The sequence below is a fragment of the Nocardia sp. NPDC057272 genome, from assembly GCF_042668615.1.
Lineage (GTDB): Bacteria > Actinomycetota > Actinomycetes > Mycobacteriales > Mycobacteriaceae > Nocardia.
The window spans coordinates 118863-137837 of sequence record NZ_JBHUYK010000006.1 but is presented as its reverse complement, the minus strand read 5'-3'; the positions used below and the strand labels follow the sequence as shown (position 1 = coordinate 137837).

General features: G+C 66.7%; 20 protein-coding genes. 10 read left to right on the top strand and 10 right to left on the bottom strand.

The window, feature by feature from the left end:
* Nucleotides 1–1020: 1020 nt before the first annotated feature.
* Together ACFULV_RS11715 and ACFULV_RS11710 are read left to right on the top strand one after the other, a co-directional pair.
* Nucleotides 1021–1653, top strand: coding sequence for a TetR/AcrR family transcriptional regulator (locus ACFULV_RS11715; RefSeq protein WP_378633875.1), 633 nt, complete (start codon nt 1021–1023; stop codon nt 1651–1653).
* Nucleotides 1653–2522, top strand: coding sequence for an alpha/beta fold hydrolase (locus ACFULV_RS11710; protein WP_378655704.1), 870 nt, complete (start codon nt 1653–1655; stop codon nt 2520–2522). The genes ACFULV_RS11715 and ACFULV_RS11710 overlap by 1 nt, the downstream gene beginning before the upstream one ends.
* Nucleotides 2523–2524: 2 nt before the next feature.
* On the opposite strand, the gene ACFULV_RS11705 is transcribed toward ACFULV_RS11710, so the two are convergent.
* Nucleotides 2525–4585: a prolyl oligopeptidase family protein gene (locus tag ACFULV_RS11705; protein WP_378655701.1), complete on the bottom strand. Its 2061-nt coding sequence runs from the start codon at nt 4583–4585 to the stop codon at nt 2525–2527.
* 74 nt (nt 4586–4659) lie between these two features.
* Nucleotides 4660–5190 carry a hypothetical protein gene (locus ACFULV_RS11700; protein ID WP_378655699.1) on the bottom strand — a complete coding sequence of 177 codons (531 nt, stop codon included), beginning with the start codon at nt 5188–5190 and terminating at the stop codon, nt 4660–4662.
* A 139-nt stretch (nt 5191–5329) separates the two neighbouring features.
* On the opposite strand from ACFULV_RS11700, the gene ACFULV_RS11695 reads away from it, so the two are divergent.
* Nucleotides 5330–6304, top strand: coding sequence for a dipeptidase (locus ACFULV_RS11695; RefSeq protein ID WP_378655696.1), 975 nt, complete (start codon nt 5330–5332; stop codon nt 6302–6304).
* A 79-nt stretch (nt 6305–6383) separates the two neighbouring features.
* On the opposite strand, the gene ACFULV_RS11690 is transcribed toward ACFULV_RS11695, so the two are convergent.
* From ACFULV_RS11690 to ACFULV_RS11680, 3 genes are all read right to left on the bottom strand, one after another.
* On the bottom strand, nt 6384–7412 hold the full coding sequence (locus ACFULV_RS11690) for an NADP-dependent oxidoreductase (RefSeq protein ID WP_378655693.1): 1029 nt from the start codon (nt 7410–7412) through the stop codon (nt 6384–6386).
* A gap of 136 nt (nt 7413–7548) precedes the next feature.
* Nucleotides 7549–8253, bottom strand: a complete 705-nt coding sequence (locus ACFULV_RS11685; protein WP_378633889.1) for a YitT family protein — start codon at nt 8251–8253, stop codon at nt 7549–7551.
* Between the two features lie 31 nt (nt 8254–8284).
* On the bottom strand, nt 8285–10039 hold the full coding sequence (locus ACFULV_RS11680) for an adenine deaminase C-terminal domain-containing protein (protein ID WP_378655690.1): 1755 nt from the start codon (nt 10037–10039) through the stop codon (nt 8285–8287).
* Between the two features lie 133 nt (nt 10040–10172).
* Between ACFULV_RS11680 and ACFULV_RS11675 the strand changes: the two genes are divergently transcribed.
* On the top strand, nt 10173–11075 hold the full coding sequence (locus ACFULV_RS11675; RefSeq protein ID WP_378655687.1) for a LysR family transcriptional regulator: 903 nt from the start codon (nt 10173–10175) through the stop codon (nt 11073–11075).
* Here ACFULV_RS11675 and ACFULV_RS11670 read toward each other — a convergent pair.
* Both ACFULV_RS11670 and ACFULV_RS11665 read right to left on the bottom strand, forming a co-directional pair.
* The gene (locus tag ACFULV_RS11670) at nt 11072–12103 is read right to left on the bottom strand and encodes an AraC family transcriptional regulator ligand-binding domain-containing protein (RefSeq protein WP_378655684.1); all 1032 of its coding nucleotides are present in this window, start codon (nt 12101–12103) and stop codon (nt 11072–11074) included. The genes ACFULV_RS11675 and ACFULV_RS11670 overlap by 4 nt on opposite strands.
* A 52-nt stretch (nt 12104–12155) precedes the next feature.
* A complete protein-coding gene (locus tag ACFULV_RS11665) occupies nt 12156–12485 on the bottom strand; it encodes a rhodanese-like domain-containing protein (protein ID WP_378655681.1) in 330 nt (109 codons plus the stop codon).
* Nucleotides 12486–12574: 89 nt separating this feature from the next.
* On the opposite strand from ACFULV_RS11665, the gene ACFULV_RS11660 reads away from it, so the two are divergent.
* The 4 genes from ACFULV_RS11660 (at nt 12575) to ACFULV_RS11645 (ending at nt 16063) form a co-directional block, all read left to right on the top strand.
* Nucleotides 12575–13048 (top strand): MarR family winged helix-turn-helix transcriptional regulator, encoded by a 474-nt coding sequence (locus ACFULV_RS11660; protein WP_378655678.1) that lies wholly within the window; start codon nt 12575–12577, stop codon nt 13046–13048.
* An 81-nt stretch (nt 13049–13129) separates the two neighbouring features.
* Nucleotides 13130–14533 (top strand): dihydrolipoyl dehydrogenase, encoded by a 1404-nt coding sequence (gene lpdA / locus ACFULV_RS11655; RefSeq protein WP_378655675.1) that lies wholly within the window; start codon nt 13130–13132, stop codon nt 14531–14533.
* Nucleotides 14534–14820: 287 nt separating this feature from the next.
* A complete protein-coding gene (locus tag ACFULV_RS11650; RefSeq protein WP_378633903.1) occupies nt 14821–15315 on the top strand; it encodes a L,D-transpeptidase in 495 nt (164 codons plus the stop codon).
* Between the two features lie 52 nt (nt 15316–15367).
* The gene (locus ACFULV_RS11645) at nt 15368–16063 is read left to right on the top strand and encodes a polysaccharide deacetylase family protein (RefSeq protein WP_378655672.1); all 696 of its coding nucleotides are present in this window, start codon (nt 15368–15370) and stop codon (nt 16061–16063) included.
* 5 nt (nt 16064–16068) lie between these two features.
* Here ACFULV_RS11645 and ACFULV_RS11640 read toward each other — a convergent pair whose 3' ends face one another.
* Nucleotides 16069–16473, bottom strand: a complete 405-nt coding sequence (locus ACFULV_RS11640) for a winged helix-turn-helix transcriptional regulator (RefSeq protein ID WP_378655669.1) — start codon at nt 16471–16473, stop codon at nt 16069–16071.
* An 85-nt stretch (nt 16474–16558) separates the two neighbouring features.
* On the opposite strand from ACFULV_RS11640, the gene ACFULV_RS11635 reads away from it, so the two are divergent.
* Both ACFULV_RS11635 and ACFULV_RS11630 read left to right on the top strand, forming a co-directional pair.
* Complete coding sequence (locus tag ACFULV_RS11635) at nt 16559–17398, top strand: NmrA family NAD(P)-binding protein (RefSeq protein WP_378655668.1); 840 nt, start codon at nt 16559–16561, stop codon at nt 17396–17398.
* Between the two features lie 169 nt (nt 17399–17567).
* On the top strand, nt 17568–17891 hold the full coding sequence (locus ACFULV_RS11630) for a hypothetical protein (protein WP_378655962.1): 324 nt from the start codon (nt 17568–17570) through the stop codon (nt 17889–17891).
* Here ACFULV_RS11630 and ACFULV_RS11625 read toward each other — a convergent pair whose 3' ends face one another.
* Together ACFULV_RS11625 and ACFULV_RS11620 are read right to left on the bottom strand one after the other, a co-directional pair.
* On the bottom strand, nt 17892–18269 hold the full coding sequence (locus tag ACFULV_RS11625) for a VOC family protein (RefSeq protein ID WP_378633914.1): 378 nt from the start codon (nt 18267–18269) through the stop codon (nt 17892–17894).
* A 92-nt stretch (nt 18270–18361) separates the two neighbouring features.
* The gene (locus ACFULV_RS11620; RefSeq protein WP_378633916.1) at nt 18362–18907 is read right to left on the bottom strand and encodes a carboxymuconolactone decarboxylase family protein; all 546 of its coding nucleotides are present in this window, start codon (nt 18905–18907) and stop codon (nt 18362–18364) included.
* Nucleotides 18908–18975 lie beyond the last annotated feature (68 nt).

Sequence of the window (18975 nt, the reverse complement as noted above, 5' to 3'; positions counted from 1 at the left end):
ACGGCCGGACCCGAGCTCGAATTCCGCTCCGCGATCACCGCAGGGGTGGACCAGGCCGTCGGACTCCCGGCGATCACCGGGCTCCCTCGGTTCCACGGCGGGCCGGTGACCGGAGGGCCGACGCGGTAGGCGAGCCCGAAAGCAGGGATTGTCCGGGTCGCCGCGCCGCGGCCGGTGTCCTGTGCCTCGGTCGGGTCGCCGAGTATCGGCAGCGCCACGGAGAGCTGTCCGGCGACGAGAATCCCTACGGCACAGATTGTCGCGGCTGTTCCGCCTGTCGGCGCTCACCCCCGGCCCGTCGCTTCAGTAGTCGCCGACGGGCTCGGGCCCGCCGCTCAGCGGAGTGGTCATGGGAACAGGAGTACCGTGCCCAGCGCTCGCCGGCAATGATTTGTCGCACCGTGCGCTGATCCCGGTACGCCGTATTCGACTGTCCGGCAGTCACATCGGTTGCTCGCGGATCCGTCGGGCCGGGCTCATCGCGACGGTTACTTCCCGGTTCGGCGGATGCGGGTACCGCGCTTCGGTACACTCACGTTTCACATCGCGGTTGCCCCAGCGCGTCGATGACGTGTCGGCGATGCCGATATTCACGATCTCGTGCTGTCGACGGCTTCGTTGTCGTGAGTGAATCGGCTCATGTCGGGCCCGCGTGCGCCCCGAGTTCCTTGGTCTTGTGTCCCACGACAAAAAATTCTAGAAAATTCCTTTAAAACACTCCCGCTTCACATTGTCACTGGGTATCGTCCGAGACGGCAAATGGCCAGTGACAACGAAGTCACAAAACATCGACTTGGAGTGACACATGCTTTACAACATCACTGATGACAGCAGCGACGGCAACATCCTGACCCTGCTGCTCGGCCTGCTCACCAGCTCGCTGAGCACCGGTTCGGTGCAGGGCTCGGGCAACTGAGCCGTCTGTAGCCATCTTTCGGCTAACGCGCGGTTGGCCGATTGGGCAGCCGAAGGGCCTGATCCATGACGAGGGGATCAGGCCCTTCGGTATTGTCAGCGACAATGTCACAGGATGCGAATACGGGACGAATGTATGCCGGGCAACCCGTAGAGGACCGGCAACGCCAGCGGCGTGCGCGTTTTCTGGAGTCAGGCCTGACGGTCTTCGCGCGCGACGGGTATGCCAACAGTTCGGTCGGTGCGATCTGTAAGGACGCGGGACTATCGTCTCGACAGTTCTACGAGGAGTTCACCGGTCGCGAATCTCTGCTGCTGGAGCTGTACGAGCAGATCGACCGGCATTCGCGCGAGGCGGTGGCTACCGCGCTCGAGGACAAGTCCGAGGCGACCGTCCTCGAGCAGATCGATGCGGCCGTGCGGGCCTACGTCGAGTCGATCGGCAGCGACCCCCGCAAGGCGCGGGTCGCGTTGGTCGAGGTGGTCGGAGCAGGCCCCAAAGTCGAGAAGTTCCGTCTGGAACTGCGCCGCGTGTGGGGTTCGCTGCTGGCCAGCGCCGCCGAGGACGCGGCCATGCACGGCGAAATCCCGCCCGGCGACTACGAACTGCGAGTGCTCGCCGTCATCGGCGCGGTGAACTACGTGGTCGACGGCTGGAGCGGCAGCGACCCACGCCCGCCGCTCGACGAGGTGATCAAGGTGCTGAGCCGGGTGATCCTGGGCGCGGTCGGGGCTTGATGGCGCGGGTCGAGATCGTCCCGATCCAGGTACCCGACGGCAGCACCTTGCCGGTGCGTCTCATTCCGGCCACCGGCGCGCACCGGCATCCGGTCACCCCGGACGCTCCACGCGCGGTCGTGGTCATCGTCCCCGGTCTGGCTGTGCCGGGCGAGTTCTACGAGTACTTCGGACACCGGCTGGCCGCGTGCGGATTCGATGTCGCCATCGGTGAATTGCGCGGTCAGGGCGAGAGCACCCACCGTCCCGATGGCGAGAGCACCTACGGCTACCACGAATTGGTCTCGGTGGACTTCCCGGCGATGCTGGCCGCGGTGCGCAACCGGTTCCCCGCCAGCACGCCGTACCTGCTCGGCCACAGCATGGGCGGGCAACTCGCGGCGATGTACGCGGCGCGGGTGCGCGGCAGGCTCGGTGGCCTGATCCTGATCGCGTCCGGCACACCGTATTTCCGTGGGTATCGCGGGGTGTTCGGTCCGGGCGTGCTGGTGGGCACCGCGGCGGTGGCGGTGGCATCGAACCTGGCCGGGTTCTGGCCGGGGGACCTGCTCGGCAAGCGCGCCTACGGCAGGCAGTCCAAAGTTCTCATGTCGGACTGGGCCAGGCTGGCGCGTACCGGGCGCTTCGTGCCCGTCGGCGCCGATATCGACTACGACGAGCGGATGTCGCGGCTGAAGTTCCCGGTGCTGTCGATCACCGTCGCCGGTGACGACATGGCCCCGCAGACCTCCGCGGATCACCTGCTGGGCAAGCTGCCCGGCGCGCAGATCACCCGGTGGTTCCAGCCGGAGGCCCTCGGGCACAACGGCTGGATCACCAATCCGGACTCCACCGTCGACGCGGTGGAGAAGTGGTTGCGCGACCGCTGACCTCAGGCCGAGCGGCGCCCCTCGATCAGCATCTGGATGAAGAACTCGTAGACCAGCGCGGACAGGTACGCCGACTGCTTGTTGTCCGCGGCGCCGCCGTGACCACCCTCGATGTTCTCGTAGTACCAGACGGTGCGATTCTGGGACTCCAGGAGCGCGGCCATCTTTCGCGCGTGCCCGGGATGGACCCGGTCGTCGCGGGTGGAGGTGGCGAGCAGGATCGGTGGGTACTGCTTGCCGGTGTCGGTGTTCTGATACGGCGAGTACTCGCTGATGTAGGCCCACTCCTCCGGCTTGTCGGGGTCGCCGTATTCAGCCACCCACGACGCGCCTGCCAGCAGCAGGTGATAGCGCTTCATGTCCAGCAGCGGCACCTGGCAGACGATGGCGCCGAACAGTTCCGGGTAGCGGGTGAGCATCACGCCCATCAGCAGGCCGCCGTTGCTGCCGCCGATCGCGCCGAGCCGATCGGGGGTGGTGACCCCGCGGGTGACCAGGTCGCGGGCCACCGCGGCGAAGTCCTCGTAGGCGCGGTGGCGGTGCTCCTTCAGTGCGGCCGTGTGCCATTCGGGACCGTACTCGCCGCCGCCACGGATGTTGGTCATCACGTAGGTGCCGCCGCGTTCGAGCCAGTTCATGCCCGCCGAGCCGAGATAGGCCGGAGTCTTGGAGATTTCGAAGCCGCCGTACCCGTTCATGATCGTCGGACCCGGTGTGCCGCGCCGGTCGCGATGGCGGATCACGAAGTAGGGCACCGCGGTTCCGTCGTCGGAGGTCGCGAAGAACTGTTCGGTCTCGATGCCGGTGGCGTCGAAGTAGCCGGGGGCCTGCTTCAGCGTTACCGCGGTATCGCCGATCGCGCTGCTGAGCAACGTGGTCGGCGTGGTGAAACCGGTTGTGGTGAGCATGAACTCGTCGCCGCCCTCGAGCGGGTCGAGGTTGGCCACCGAGGTGGACGACATGGCGGGGGAGTCGGCGAGCTCGCTGCTCGCCCAGCCGTCCGGGCCGGGGGTGAGCACGCGGAATCCGGTCTGCACATCGTGCAGGGTGGTGAGGATCAGGTGGTTCTCGGTCCAGCCCCACGATTCCAGTGAGGTGTGCGGATCCGGGGCGAAGAGGACCTCGAATTCCCGTTCCCCTGAGAGGAATTCGTTCAGATCGGTGACCAGCAGGCTGCCGGGAGCGAAGGTGGTGTCGCCCGGTGTCCACTCGGTCTTCAAGCGCACCAGCAGCCAGTCGCGGTACCAGTCCACGTCCGCGTCGGTGGGGGTCTCGATCAGCCGCCACTCCCCGCCGTCGAGCAGCGACACCTCGCTGTTGAAGAAGTCCGTCGACCGGTGCAGGTAGTGCCGCTCGTAGCCGGGGTGACGGTCGTATCCGGCGCCGATCGAGACATCGCTCGACTTGCCCTCGAACACCGTTTCGGCAGCGGACAATTCGGTGCCACGCCGCCAGCGCTTGGCGATGCGCGGGTATCCGGAATCGGTGAGGGATCCCGGCCCGAAATCGGTGCCGATGTAGACGGTGTCGGCATCGATCCAGCCGATCCGCGACTTCGCCTCCGCCACGAAGAATCCGCCGTCCTCGGGTGCGATGAATTGCCTGGTGGTCAGGTCGAATTCGCGCTCGACGGTCGCGTCGGCACCGCCACGGGACAGGTGGATGATGGCGCGCTCCTGCGACGGCCGCAGCACCGCGGCGCCCGCCCACACCCAGTTCTCCCCGTCGGCCTCGGCCAGCGCGTCGACGTCGATCAGCACATCCCACTCGGGGGCGTCGGTGGCGTATGACTCGAACGTGGTCCGCCGCCACAACCCGCGCTGGTGCTCGGCATCACGCCAGAAGTTGTACAGCCACGGCCCCCGTCTGCCGGGATAGGCGATCTTGGTGTCGTCGTCGAGCATCGCCAGGACGCGACGCTCCATCTCGGCGAATCGGTCGGTTGCCGCGAACCGCCGCCCCACCACGTCGTTGCGGGCGCGCGCCCAGTCCAGCGCGCCCTCGTCGGTCACGTCCTCGAGCCAGAGATAGGGATCGGTCACGTTCTCTTCAACGCCGCTCATCCCCACATTGTTGCCGATGTGAGGATTCGCATGTCGGGCGCGCTGCGACCCGCGCCGATGTCAGGCGCGTGCGGTCACCAGTGGTGGGCGACATCGATGACGACGCGGGCGGGGTTGTCCAGGGTGCTCACGCGGAAGGGGAGGCGGGCGCGAACGCCGAGGCCGAAGGTGGTCCGGCCTTCGAAGGAGCCGGCGAACGCGACTTGGCGGAAGGTCGGATAGCCGCTCGTCGAGAGCAGGTCGGTGCGGTTCGACGGGTTGTAGGTGCTGTTGCCCGCGTTGTCGTAGGCGGGGGCGAGGACCGCGATCTGGAGGAACCCGCCGCCCCGGAGGGGGACGGTCGCGCCGGAGCCGTCCTGGGTGACGGTGCCGACGTACCCGACGAGGTAGCCGGCGACGGGCCCGGACAGGTCGATGACGAGTCGGTCGAAGCACTCGTGGCGGACCACGCGAACATCGGCGACGGTGGCGGTGGAGTAGTTCGAAGACGTCTTGTCCTGTGAACCCCAGTCGAGGCCGCAGTAGGACGGAGTGGCGGCCGCGGGCAGCGTCGAGAGACCGACGCAGGCGGCGAGTATGGCGAGGAGGACGAGGAAGCGACGCATGTCGCACCGCCTTTGATCTGGGGCCTTCGGGCTAGCGGAGCAGTACCGATTTATCGAACGGATCAGACATCGCGTTAGCGTCGGTCCGGTGTCGAATGCGCCGCGAAACGTAGGATCGCAGGTCACGAGTCAACCGGAGGTGGATGTGTTCCTGTGGGAGCAGCACTGCTGTCTGCCGTTGCGGCACACGGCGCGGGTCGCCGAACTGGCTCGGTATCCGTTGGGGTCGTATCTGTCGGTGAACGTCGGGTATTCGGCGCAGACCAAGGACGATTCGCTGGCTCTGCTGCACCGGCTCCGGGACGACGCGGGGGCGGATCCGCGCTTCCGGCTGGTGGATCGGGTCGGCGATATCGGTGCGCCGGAGGTGATCTCGCTGGCCTTCGATCTGGAGGATTCCGGGCCGCTCGACGGCGATCTCGACAATGTGGAACTGTTCTACGACCTCGGCGTGCGTTCGCTGCTGCCCACCTACAACCATGCGAACGCGGCGGGTTGCGGTTGCCTCGACACCGAGGACACCGGGCTCACCGGGTACGGAAAAGACTTGGTGCGCAAGCTCAACGGGGTCGGGATGTTCGCCGACGGCTCGCACTGCTCGCGCCGCACCGGGCTCGACATCGCCACGCACACCTCGGTCCCGATGATCTACAGCCACTCCAATTTCGCCGCGCTGTGGGAGCATCCGCGCAACATCACCGACGAACAGGCCCGCGCGTGTGCCGCCACGGGCGGGGTGATCGGCGTGAACGGCGTCGGTATCTTCCTCGGCCGCAACGAGCCCGCCGCCCGCGCCGAGCGGGTCACGGCGATCGCCGACCACATCAGGTACGGGGTCGATCTGGTCGGCATCGACCACATCGGGATCGGGTCGGACTATTCGTTCGACGGTCAGGAGTTCAACGACGAGATCCGCGACAATCCCGGTGCGTTCTCCGAGTCCTACACGAAATGGGGCCCACTCCAGTGGACCCCGCCCGAGGACCTGCTCGGTGAATCCGATGTGCCGGGTCTGGACGAGCTCCTCGCGGACCGTGGGTTCACGCCCGCCGAGCGCGCGGCGATCTTCGGCGGCAACTTCGCCCGGGCCGCGAGCCACGTCTGGCGGGCATGACCTGTGCCCAAGCCGGTTGATCGACCGGGTTCACCCCGCCGGACCGGTTCGGTGCGCGGCGGGGCGTTCCGGGTGTCGCTCAGGCGAGGCGGACGAGCATTTTGCCGGTGTTGGCGCCGGTGAGGACGCCGAGGAACGCGGCGGGGGCCTGGTCGAGGCCCTCGTAGACGGTTTCGGTGGTGGTCAGGGTGCCGTCGGCGAGCCAGCCCGCGGCCTTGGCGATGTACTCGCCGAAGATCGGGAAGTAGCTGGTCACCAGCATGCCGCGCAGAGTGATCTCCTTCGTCGCCGCGAGGTAGAGGTCAGGGGTCTGCTGGGCGGTGGCGCCGTTGTAGCCGCTGATCGCGCCGACCAGGGCGACCCGGCCGTGCTGGTTGAGCGCCTCGATGGCGACCTTCAGGTGTTCGCCGCCGACGCTGTCGAGGTAGACGTCGACGCCGTCGGGTGCGGCGGCGGTGAGCTGACCGCCGAGATCGCCGGCGCGGTAGTCGATCGCCGCGTCGAAACCGAACTCCTCGAGCAACTTCCGGGTCTTGACGGGACCGCCTGCCGAGCCGATCACCCGCTTCGCGCCGAGCGCCTTGGCGATCCGGCCCGCCACGCTGCCCACCGCTCCCGCCGCGGCGGAGATGAACACCGTGTCGCCCGGCTCGACCCGAGCGACATCGGTGAGTGCGGCGTAGGCGGTCAGGCCCGTGGTGCCGAGCACGCTCAGGAAGTGCTGCGGCGCGGCGAGTTCCGGGTCGATCGGGGTGGCGGTTCCGGCGTCGACGACGGCGTGTTCGCGCCAGCCCGCGAAGTGCGAGACCGTCGCGCCGACCGCGATATCGGCCGAGCGGGAGGCGATCACCTCGCCGACGGCGGAACCGTCGAGGGCCGCACCGAGTTCGAACGGCGGGATGTAGGAAGCCTTGTCGTCCATCCGGCCGCGCATGTACGGGTCGACCGACATCCAGGTGTTGCGGACCAGGATCTGGCCTTCGCCCAGCTCCGGCAGTTCCCGTTCGACGAGAGCGAAGTCTCCGGCGACCGGTGCGCCGTTCGGGCGGGCGGCGAGGTGGATCTCGCGGGTGAAGGTGGGCAGTGCGCGGGTGGCCGTGTTCGACATGATCGAGCCTTCTTTCGAGGTCAGCCGGTGTTTCTCGCCGGTGGTAACTACGTTATGGCGGCCGGGTTCACCTTCCCAGGTCCGCGCACGCCACCGCCCGGTCCGTTCACGACAGACCGGGCGGTGGTGGTTTCTCCTAGTCGGCGACGGGCGTCGGCACCAGCGCGGCCGAGCGCTTGCGCGCCACGAACTTCTCGTAGAGGAAGAAGTACCCCTTCACGTATTGCCCGACGAGGATCGCGTTGACGATCGTGCCCTCGCGAATGAAATGCGGTGCGCCGAGGAACAGCAGGCCGATGCCCGCCGACAGCGCCAGCAGCGTGCAGTCGAACACCGTCTTGATGTTGCCCCACTTCCGGCCGGTCTTCTGCTGGATCGTGTTCACGAACAGATCGATCGGCATCAGGATCAGGTTCGCCCGGATCATCATGAACAGGCCCAAGGCCAGCATCGCGTCGGCGAAGACCAGCAGAACGACGTTGGCCGCGTACGGCTCGAGCTGGATCCACTCGGTGAGCCACAGGTTCACGTCGAGCAGCACCGCAAGGACCAGCGCCGGAATCATCGAGAGCAGGTAGCCGGCCTTGAAAGCCTTCGGTCTGACCAGGAAGGTCAGGCCGAGCATGATGACCTCGAGGATGAGGTTGTAGTTGCCCTGGCTCAGCGGCGTGAACACCAGCGTCATCGTGCGGGTGAGGCTGCTCTGCGGGGAGATGCCGATCCCGGCCCTGATGGCGAGGCTGAGGCCGAGAGTGAGGATATAGATTCCGGCGACGTAGGTGATCCAGCGGCGGACCTTGTTTCCGTTGTCGATGACTGCCGCGTCGTTGTCGTGTTGCATAGCGGTGGATCCCTTGCTCTGGTAGCCGAGGCTATTTCATGAAGCCGAAGCGGTCGAGCGAGATGAACAGTGTGAGTAGCTTGTTGACGACCGGCTCACCTTCGTTGTGGTTGCCCAGCTTCGCCAGCGCGTCGTCGATCGAGCGGGTCGACTCGACGAGTTCGGCGAGGTCCATATCGGCCATCACCCCGTAGAAGTCCAGCGGCAGAACGGCTTTCACCTGCGCGTCCTCGGTCACCACGCAGCCGCCGACCAGAGCGTCCAAGTGCCGGAGGTTCTCGCGCATCTCGGTACTGTCGCTGCCGACGACCACGAAGTAGGCCGCCGGAGCGGGCCAGAAGGTCGAGACCGCGCCGCGGTCGAGCGAAACGCCTTTGAACAGCGCGTTGACTATGTGGCGCGGCCCGTCGGCGTAGCGCTGCACGACCGAGATCCGGTTGAGGCGAACGCCTTCGAACTCGGGGACGACGACACCGTCGCGCACCGGGACCCAGACCTCCTGCGCGAACTTGAGATGCCCGCGCCCGTACACGTCGAAGAGCAGTACTTTCGCCCGCGTGCCGTCCTCGGAGACCTCGATCGGGGTGAGCTCGAGCTGCTCGGCGCGCAGGTCGGCGAGGCCGGGCCGGGGCTGCTTGGCCAGGACCGAGTAGTCGATGCCGACCGGCTCGAGCAGGCGACGGTCCTTGGCGACGAGCTTGCCGCCCTTGAACACATAGCGGGGGTTGATCTTGGAGAGGCTGTCGGTCAGCACGATGTCGGCGAATCGTCCCGGGCTCAGCGAACCGAGGTCGCGGTCCTTGTGGAAGGAGCGCGCGGTGTAGAGCGTGCCCATCTTGATCGCCTGGATCGGCGGCATGCCCATCTCGACGGCCAGCGAGATGACCCAGTCGATATGGCCTTGCCGCAGCACCCGATCCACCGAGATATTGTCAGCGCACAGCTGGAAGTTCTCGGCGGGCCAGCGGCGTTTCACGATGGCGCGCAGCATCGTTCGAATAACCTCGGGACTGCCGACGCCGAATTTGATCTGGGTATTGAGCCCGTAGCGGAGGCTCTTCTCGATATCGTCTTCGTTCCAGACGTCGTGGTTGTTGTCGACGCCGATGGCGGGCATGTAATTCAGCAGCATGTCCGACAGCGAGGTGACGCCCCAGTGGCAGTTCACGACTCCCGCGTTCGCGCGTCCGAGCGCGGACTTGCGGAAATCGTCGGCGTTGCCGGTCATATAGGACAGGTGGGCCAGTTCGCCGAGGCCGATCACCGGATCCATCGCCAGCATCGCCTCGGTGATCTCGGGTGAGGTCTTCTTTCCCGGTGCGAAGGCATAGAGCCGGTACGGCAGCTTCTCGTGGTCGGCGAACAGCGCGCGGGCGGCGTCGATCGCGTCTTCGCCCGCGGCACTGGCGAAATCGAGCGTTTCCCCGAAAACGGTGGTCGTTCCGCTCGGCACGATCGCCTCGCCGAATGCCGCCGGATGCGCGAGCTGGGATTCGAAGTGCAGATGCGCGTCGATCAGGCCCGGAATCGCGTAAAGACCCTCGCCGTCGAAGGATTCGCGGTATCGCACGATCGATTCGTCGGGATTCAGCGCGATGATGCGCTCACCGTGGACCAGTAGTGAACCGGGGTAAACGGATTCGGTGTGCACATCGACGATATGCAGATTGCGCAGCAGCAGGTCGGCTTCTCGCTCCCCTTCCAAGATGCCGAAGATCATCCGTACGTGGTCATCGTGGGTGGCGACCTCGGTGATGTCGTCGGTCGTCGAATTCTGCTGGGCCATGGTGGTCCTCACTTCGAAAATTCACTGTCGCTTGCCTGTATTGATTGGACGCGACAAACACCGTTGCCCACAAGCATGCGTTTTCGCACGAGGTGTACTAAATTTTCGTACAGTTCCGAGGAGGAGGTGCGCGGTGCTCCATTCGCGATTGCTGCAGTACATCGACGAGGTGGCCCGTCTCGGGTCCATCCGCGCGGCCGGTGCCCGCCTGCACGTGGCACCCTCGGCGATCAACCGCCAGATCCTGCTGTTCGAGGCCGAACTCGACCAGCCGCTGTTCGAGCGCCTGCCCCGCGGCATGCGCCTGACCCCGGCGGGTGAGGCGCTGCTCGCGCACATCCGGCAGACGCTGCGGCAATACCGGGAAACGGTGGCCGATATCCGCGATCTGCGTGCCCTCGGCAGCGGTGAGGTCGTGATCGCCACGATGACCGGCCTGGCCAGCAGCGTCGTCGCCACCGCCGCGGCGACGTTTCGTACCCGTCATCCGCAGGTCAGGATATCGATCCGCACCATGTCGACCCTCGATATCGTGCAGGCGGTCGAGAACAGCGAGGCCGACCTCGGTCTCGGTTTCAATATTCCGTCGTCCACGCGGCTGGAGACCTATTGGCGGATCAACACCCGGCTCGGAGTCGTTGTCTCCCCGCATCATCCGCTGGCGGTCATGGACACGGTCCCGCTCGCGCAGTGCACGCCCTTTCCGCTGATCTTCGCCGATCGCTCGATGGTGATCCACGGCATCGTCGCCGAGGCTTTCGCGAAAGCCGATCTCGATATCCAGCCCGCGTTTCACACCAACTCGATCGAGACCATGAAACGGCTCGCGACGTCCGGCGAGGCCATCGCCTTCCTCAGCGAATTCGACATCGCCGAGGAAATGCGCGACGGCCGTCTGGTCTTCCGGCCGGTCCGCGACGCCTTCAGCGACAACGTCATCTCCCTCGTGCGGCGGGAGAAACACGGTCACGGCCTGGCCAGTCTGCTGCTCGCCGACGAGATCGTGGGAGCGCTGCGGCCCGGTGAGCGCGACTAGCGGGTCGCGGTGGGCGAGGTGCCGGTCCAGCGGTGGAAGGCCTTGCGCAGTGCTCGGTCGTCGGTGAACGCGAGGCGGGCGGCGACGGTGGCGGTGCTGTGTCCCTGGTCCAGCAGGGTTTTCGCCCGTTCGTGACGGAGCAGGTCGAGTTCGTCGCGCCAGGACGTGCCGTGTTCGGCGAGGTGGCGTTGCAGGGTGCGCTGGCTCATGGCAAGGCTTTTCGCGACTCGGAGCAGGGCTGGGTCGCCCGCGTCCAGTGCCGCGCCGAGGGCGATACGAAAGGCGTCGAGCGGATCGGAGATCGGGCGGGCGGAGGCCAGGACCAGGTCGGCGTGGCTGCGCATCAAGTCGGCCAGCATCGGATCCGCGCGGGTGAGCGGTGCGTTGGCGTCGTCGGCGTGGAAGGTGATCGCGTCCGATTCGGCGTCGAAGTCGATATCGGCGGTACCGAATACGGCCACCAGCCCGGAGTGTTCGGCCGGGGCGGCGTGACCGAAGCTCACCCGGGTCGGCACGAGCGGTCGGCCGGTCGCTTCGCGCGCGCGGCGCAAGTAGTAGGCGAGCACGTACTCGTTGACCACCGAGGCCACCGCCGGATCGCTGGCCGAAGTCCGGTAGCCGATGGTGAGATCACCGTCGCCGGACAGGTCGAAACCTTCGGTGGCCGCGGTGACCAGGCGGTGGTACGGCTGCGCCGCGCGCAGCGAATCGGCGAGTGTCGCACCGGTTGTCACCAGATAGTCCCAGGTGTTCAGTGAGCCCAGTGGTGCGGCGGCGGCGATCGCGGCCCCTGATCCGGCGCCGGGCCGGGCCTGCGCGATCAATTCCCACAGTCGCAACAGCGAACCCATCGGGATCCGATTGAGCTCGCCGCGCAGAGTCGCCTCGTCGATGCCGGCCACGCGGGCCAGCTGGTCCTCGGCCACGTCCGCCTCCCTGGCTGCCCGAACGAGCAGACGGACGAGGTGGGTGGACGCGGTGCCATCGAGCCGGCTACCGATTCCCTCCGCCGACGCGCCACCGCTCACCGGACCGACAGTACTGGGCGCGGTGGTGAGCGATGGCGGGCCGAGGTTGTGCTCAGGCCGAGGTTTCGATGGCCAAGCCCGCGTCGGACCAGTCCTGGATGCCCTCGCGGTACTTGCGAATGTTGGTGTAGCCCAGCGCTTCCAGCTTCATCGCGACGGCCTCGCTGTTGCCGCACGCCGCGTTCGAGCAGTAGGTCACGATGGCGGCGTCGCGGTCGGGGAGCAGGTCGGCGGCGCGGTCGGCAACCTCGTCCCCGGTCAGGTTCAGCGCACCGGGCAGGTGGGCTTTCGCGTAGTACTCGGGGCCGAGGGCGTCGAGCACGATCACGCTGTTCGCCGCGATTTCCGCGACCAGTTCGTCGCGGGTGATGAGTGCGGTCATGGGTTCACCTCATGTCGTTCGAAAGAATTTGTGTGCGTGCACACGCTACTAGTTGTGTGCGCACGCACGCAAGTGGTTAGGGTGGGGTGGTGCCGAACGAACAGTCGTCCCGTCGTCCCGCGGTAGCCGCGTGGGCCGCGCTGCTACAGGTGCACGCCGCTCTCGTTCCCGAGCTCGACGCCGAACTGCGCAAAGCCGCCGGACTCCCGCTGACCTGGTACGACGTCCTGCTCGAACTGGACGCCGCCGGACCGATGCGGATGAGCGACCTCGGCGAGAAGGTCGTCCTCAGCCGCACCAGGGTGAGCCGCCTTGTCGCGGAACTGGAGTCGAACGGCCTCCTGCGCCGCGAACACAACCCCGACGACGGCCGATCCGCGATCGTCGCCATCACCGAACTCGGCAGGCAGCGGTTCCGTGCGGCCGCACCGCACTACCTCGACGGCATCGAACGCCGGCTCGGAGCCCACGCGGACCCCGGCGAACTCGAGGCCCTCGCCGCCACCTTGCGCAAAGTGCTCGGCGCTACCGATCTGGCCTCGCCGCGCCCGCGTCGACGGTGACCGGCGGCCGGGTCGGGGCACATCTCACCTATGTGGGGGACGGGTGGGTGAACTCCTCGAAACAGAGTTAGGCTCGGTGACGTGACTTCCCACTACGATGTCGTCGTTCTCGGCGCTGGTCCCGGCGGATATGTCGCCGCGATCCGTGCCGCTCAACTCGGCCTGCGAACAGCGATTGTCGAGCAGAAATACTGGGGTGGCGTGTGCCTGAACGTGGGCTGCATCCCGTCCAAGGCACTGCTGCGCAACGCCGAGCTGGCCCATATCTTCCACAAGGAAGCCAAGACCTTCGGCATCTCCGGTGAGGTCAGCTTCGACTTCGGTGCCGCCTTCGACCGCAGCCGCAAGGTGGCCGACGGCCGGGTCAAGGGCGTGCACTTCCTGATGAAGAAGAACAAGATCGACGAGTTCGACGGCCTCGGTACCTTCACCGGCCCGAACTCGATCGACGTGGCCCTCACCAAGGGCGGCGCCGAGACGCTCACGTTCGACAACGTCATCATCGCCACCGGCACCACCACCAAGCTGCTGCCGGGCACCCAGCTCTCCGAGAACGTGGTCACCTACGAGGAGCAGATCCTCACCCGTGACCTACCCGGCTCGATTCTGATCGTCGGCGCCGGCGCGATCGGCATGGAGTTCGCCTACGTCCTCAAGAACTACGGCGTCGACGTGCGGATCGTGGAGTTCCTCGACCGCGCGCTGCCCAACGAGGACGCCGACGTCTCCAAAGAGATCACCAAGCAGTACAAGAAGCTCGGCATCACCATCAGCACCGGTGCGGCCGTGCAGTCGATCGACGACGACGGCTCCAAGGTCACCGTCCAGATCAAGGACAACAAGTCCGGCGCGATCGAGACCGTCACGGTCGACAAGGTGCTGCAGGCCGTCGGCTTCGCGCCGCGGGTGGAAGGCTACGGCCTGGAGACCACCGGCGTCGCGCTCACCGACCGTGGCGCCATCGAGATCGACGACTACATGCGCACCAACGTGGGGCACATCTACGCGATCGGTGACGTCACCGCCAAGCTGCAGCTCGCCCACGTGGCGGAGGCGCAGGGCGTGGTCGCGGCCGAGACCATCGGCGGCGCCGAGACGATGACCCTGGGCGACTACCGGATGATGCCGCGCGCCACCTTCTGTCAGCCGCAGGTCGCCAGCTTCGGTCTCACCGAGCAGCAGGCCCGCGACGAGGGCTACGACGTGAAGGTCGCGAACTTCCCGTTCCAGGCCAACGGCAAGGCACACGGCCTCGGCGACCCGACCGGCTTCGTGAAGCTGATCGCCGACGGCACGCACGGCGAGCTCCTCGGCGGCCACCTGATCGGCCCCGACGTGTCCGAGCTGCTGCCGGAACTCACCCTCGCCCAGAAGTGGGACCTCACCGTCAACGAGGTGGCCCGCAATGTGCACACCCACCCGACGCTGAGCGAAGCGGTGCAGGAAGCGATCCACGGCCTCGCGGGGCACATGATCAACTTCTGACCTATCAGTCGAAAAGGCCGGGTGCGCGATCGCGTGCCCGGTCTTTTGGTTTCTATTCGGTATTTTTCCGGGCGTTGATTTGGTGAATCGAAGCCTGTAACCGATGATCTCTGTAGCTCTTTCGTTCGCTTGTTAGTCGCAACACCTGATCTTGTGAGTACATGGGTAACTCGCCGGGCACGCCCACAAGCTGACTCCATCGTGACCGCCAGCCCGGCACCGCGCTGTCGTCGTACCTAACGACCGGCACAAGGCGCGGAGAGGCGGACAGAGAGGGTCGAAACTCGATGAGCATTTTCGGTTGGACAGCACGGATGGCGGCAATAGCCGCGGTCGCTGTGGCCGGACTCGGTACGGTGACACCGGCCGTCGCTGAACCTCTTTTCCCCGGTGGCCCGGACGTTCCCGGTGTTCCCGCCATCGTTCCCACCGCATCGCCGTGCCCGGTCGTCGAAGCCAGGGCGTGCATGCGGTTGTCGACGAACGAGGCGTGGCTGGTCGACAACGGCCGGGTGATCTTCGGACCCACGCCGATCTCGCACGGCATGGCCGGCTTCGAAACGCCGCCCGCGGTGACCAAGATTTCCTTCAAGCGGGAATTCCACTGGAGCACGATGCACAATGCGCCGATGCGCTGGGCCACGTTCTTCAACGGCGACATGGCATTCCACGTGGGTCCGGTCGATTCGAAATCACACGGTTGTGTGCGCATGACCGAAGACGGCGCCCACCGCTTCTTCGACTACCTGAACCCCGGCGACATCACCCAGGTCATCGCGTAGGTACCCGGACAACTCACCGGGCTGATCCGGCCCGGTGAGTTACCGTCTGTCCATGCGTCGGTGGTTGGTGGGCGGGGTTGTCGGCATCGTCGTGGTTTCGGCGGTGCTGGCCGGTCTGTATGTGTTGACGAATTCGCGGACCTATCAGGTGGCGGGTCGGCTGGTCGATCGGGTCGAGACCGACGAGAAGGTCGTCGCGTTGACCTTCGACGACGGACCCACCGCGCGGACGCCGGACGTGTTGCGGACGCTGGGGGAATTACAGGTTCCCGCGACCTTCTACCTGGTCGGCGAGGACCTGGCCGCGCATCCCGAATACGGTGCGGCGATCGTGGGCGCGGGCCACGAGATCGGGAATCACTCCTATTCGCACCGGCGCATGGTGCTGGTTTCCGGCGACACCGTGCGCGAGGAGATCGAGCGGACCGACGCCGAGATCCGTCGCGCCGGCTATCCGGGGCCGATCAGTTTCCGCCCGCCGTACGGCAAGAAACTGTGGACGCTGCCGCACTACCTCGCCGACCACGATCGCACCTCGGTGACCTGGGATGTGGAGCCCGATTCCGCGGGGGGCGCGTCACGGGAGGCCATCGTGGGCGACACCCTCGCCGAGACCCGACCGGGATCGATCATCCTGCTGCACGTCATGTACGGGCCCGAATCTCTTGCCGCGGTGCCGGAGATCGTGCACGGATTGCGCGCGCAGGGCTACCGATTCGTCACTGTCTCGGAGCTACTCGCGCGCTGAGCCGATCATTGGTCGATGCCACCTGCGCGGTGGTAGGTGTCCTGCGCCGCGCGGACGGTGTCCATATTGGATTCCACGACGACGATCAGCGACTTCAGCTGGTTCGCGACCGTCGTGCCCAGTTCGGTGAGGGTGTATTCGACGCGGGGTGGGATCGCTTCGAGCACCTCGCGATGGACCATGCCGTCGCGTTCCAGCGCCTGCAGGGTTTGCGAGAGCATGCGCTCGCTCACACCGTCGACCCGGCGGCGCAGGGCGCTGAACCGGACCGGCCCGTCGAGCAGCGCGACCAGAGCGAGTACACCCCACCGTCCGGTGATGTTCTGCAGGACGGGGCGGGAATGGCAATTGCGCGCGAAGACGTCGGCTTCCAGCGTGGGGTCGTGATCCGCGGGGGTCGTCTCGGGCATGGATCCATCGTACCTACTTGACGCAAGTGCCCACTGAAGGCATAGTGCTTACTAATAGTTAGTACTTGCACCGATGGAGGCAGAAATGACCGTGGCAGTGACAGCAGCAGGCGGAAAGCTCGGCCGGTTGGTCGTGGAGGCTCTGCTCGCCGCAGGGGAGCGACCGGTCGCGATCGTGCGCGATCCGGCCAAGGTGGCCGACCTCGCCGCGCGCGGCGCGCAAGTGCGGCAGGCGTCCTACGACGATCCGGCGGCCCTCGACGCCGCCCTGGCCGGTGTGGACCGGGTGCTGCTGATCTCGGGCAACGAGTTCGGCAAGCGAGTAGCCCAGCACACCAACGTGCTTCGCGCCGCCGAGCGCGCCGGGGTCGAACTGCTGGCCTACACCAGCATTCCGCGCGCCGACAGCAATCCGATGCTGCTGGCCGCCGAGCATCGCGGCACCGAAGAGGTGCTGGCGAGCGCCGCCGTGCCGACGGTACTGCTGCGCAACAGCTGGTACTGGGAGAACTACGCCGGCGCCGTCGCGAACGCGGCCCAGTCCGGCGTCCTCCACGGCGCGATGGCCCAGGGTCGTGTCTCCGGCGCCGCACGCGCCGACTACGCGGAGGCAGCCGCGCGCGTGCTGACCGGCGAGGGGCATGAGGGCCGCATTTACGAACTGGGCGGTGACCAGGCTCTGACCGGCGCCGACCTCGCGGCCGCGGCCACCGAGGCGAAGGGCTCCCCGGTCCGTTACGCCGACCTCGCCAAGGACGATTACGCGGCAGCCCTGCGCGCGGCGGGTCTCGAGGAGCAGTACGCCGCCGTCCTCGCCGACGCCGATGCCGGCATCGGCGAGGGCCTGCTGGAGGTAACCACCGGCGATCTGACCAAGCTCCTCGGCCGCCCGGCCACCTCCGCCGCCACGGTCTTCGCGCAGTAGTCGCCGCCGTCGTTGACGGCAGCGCATGGGTAACTCACCGGGCACGGGCTAACCTGGCCAGATGAGCGACCTCCGCCCGCCAACGTCACCTAGCCCCGCGCCGCGGTCTGGCTCGAATACCCGGAGGGGCGCAACGGCGCACTCCTGGTTGAGTGGGCTGTTGTTCTTCATGGGCATCCTGCACTTCCTCGCGCCGAAGCCGTTCGACAAGATCGTGCCGCCGCAGCTGCCCGGCAACCCGCGGACCTATACGTACGGGTCCGGGGTTGCCGAGCTGGGCGTGGCGACCGCGCTGGCGGTGCCGCGCACCCGTCGGCTGGGTGGCTGGCTGGCCGCGGCGCTGTTCGTCGGTGTCTTCCCGGCCAATATCCAGATGACGGTGGATGTGGTCGGTAATCCGAAGGCGGCCAAGGCTTTCAAGGCAGGCGTGCTGGCGCGGCTGCCGTTGCAGATCCCGATGATCGTGGCCGCGCTGCGCGTCGCCCGCCGCTGATCACACCCATTGCACGAGCTGGATGACGATCCCGTTGGGGTCGGTCATCTGGAAGTACCGCTCGCCCCACTCCTCGGTTTCGATGGGCGTCTCGATCGGGACGCCCTCGGCCCGCAAGCGGTCGTATTCGCGGTCGATGTCGTCGACGACGAACACGACGAGCAGTCCCTCGCCCGCGCTGCCCGCGATGCGGGCGGGCTTGAACGAGCCGAGGCCGGTGCGCAGGTAGATCACGTCCATGCCCGCGTCGGCCCGCGTCACATTGACGAACCCGTCGGCGGCCATCTTCTCGGTGAAGCCGAGGTGGTCGATCAGGAACTGGGCCGAGGCCTGGGGGTCGGCGACATTGAGCGAGAGGGCGGAAGCGCTGATCTGCATGGGGTCTCCTCGGTGGCAGTGAACTCCGTACGTTGTACGTCTTTACTGTGGGAGACTCTACGGCGACTCGCTATATGACGTGGGTCACACAGTCAGAACGTGTCACGCTCGATCCGCAAGGTCGTGATGGTCGACGCCAGCCCCTCGTACTGGTTGATCAGCAGCACGATCTCGATCAGCGTCCGCTCGTCGTAGTGCTCGGCCAGCGCGTTCCACGCCGCGTCGTCCACGTTGCGGGTGCTCACCAGCTGATCGGCGACATTCAGCAGTGCCCGCTGCCGGGGAGTCCAGCCCTCGGCCTCGGGACCTGCGGCAACCCGCTCGATCTCGACTGCCGACAGGCCCGCCTTGCGGCCCAATCGACGATGATGGTCGGCCTCGTAGTCGCATTCGCGCAGCTGAGCGACGCGCAGGATCACCAGCTCGGCCTCGGCGCGCGGCAACCTGCCACCCGGCATGAGCTTGCCGGAGAAATGCAGCCAGCCGCGAAAGAGCCCGCCGGTGCGACCGAGGGTGCTGAACAGATGCGCGTCCTCGGTGCCCGACGCACGGGAAAGCACTTGCCAGACAACCCAGTTGATCGGCCCGAGTTCACCGAACCGGCCCGGCGAAACGCGTGGTAGGGGCGCTGATTCCATCTCTGGTCCACCTGTCTTCTCGAACATCGTCGGCCAGGATCGGAGCGTACTCGCCGGTATCCGCTCCA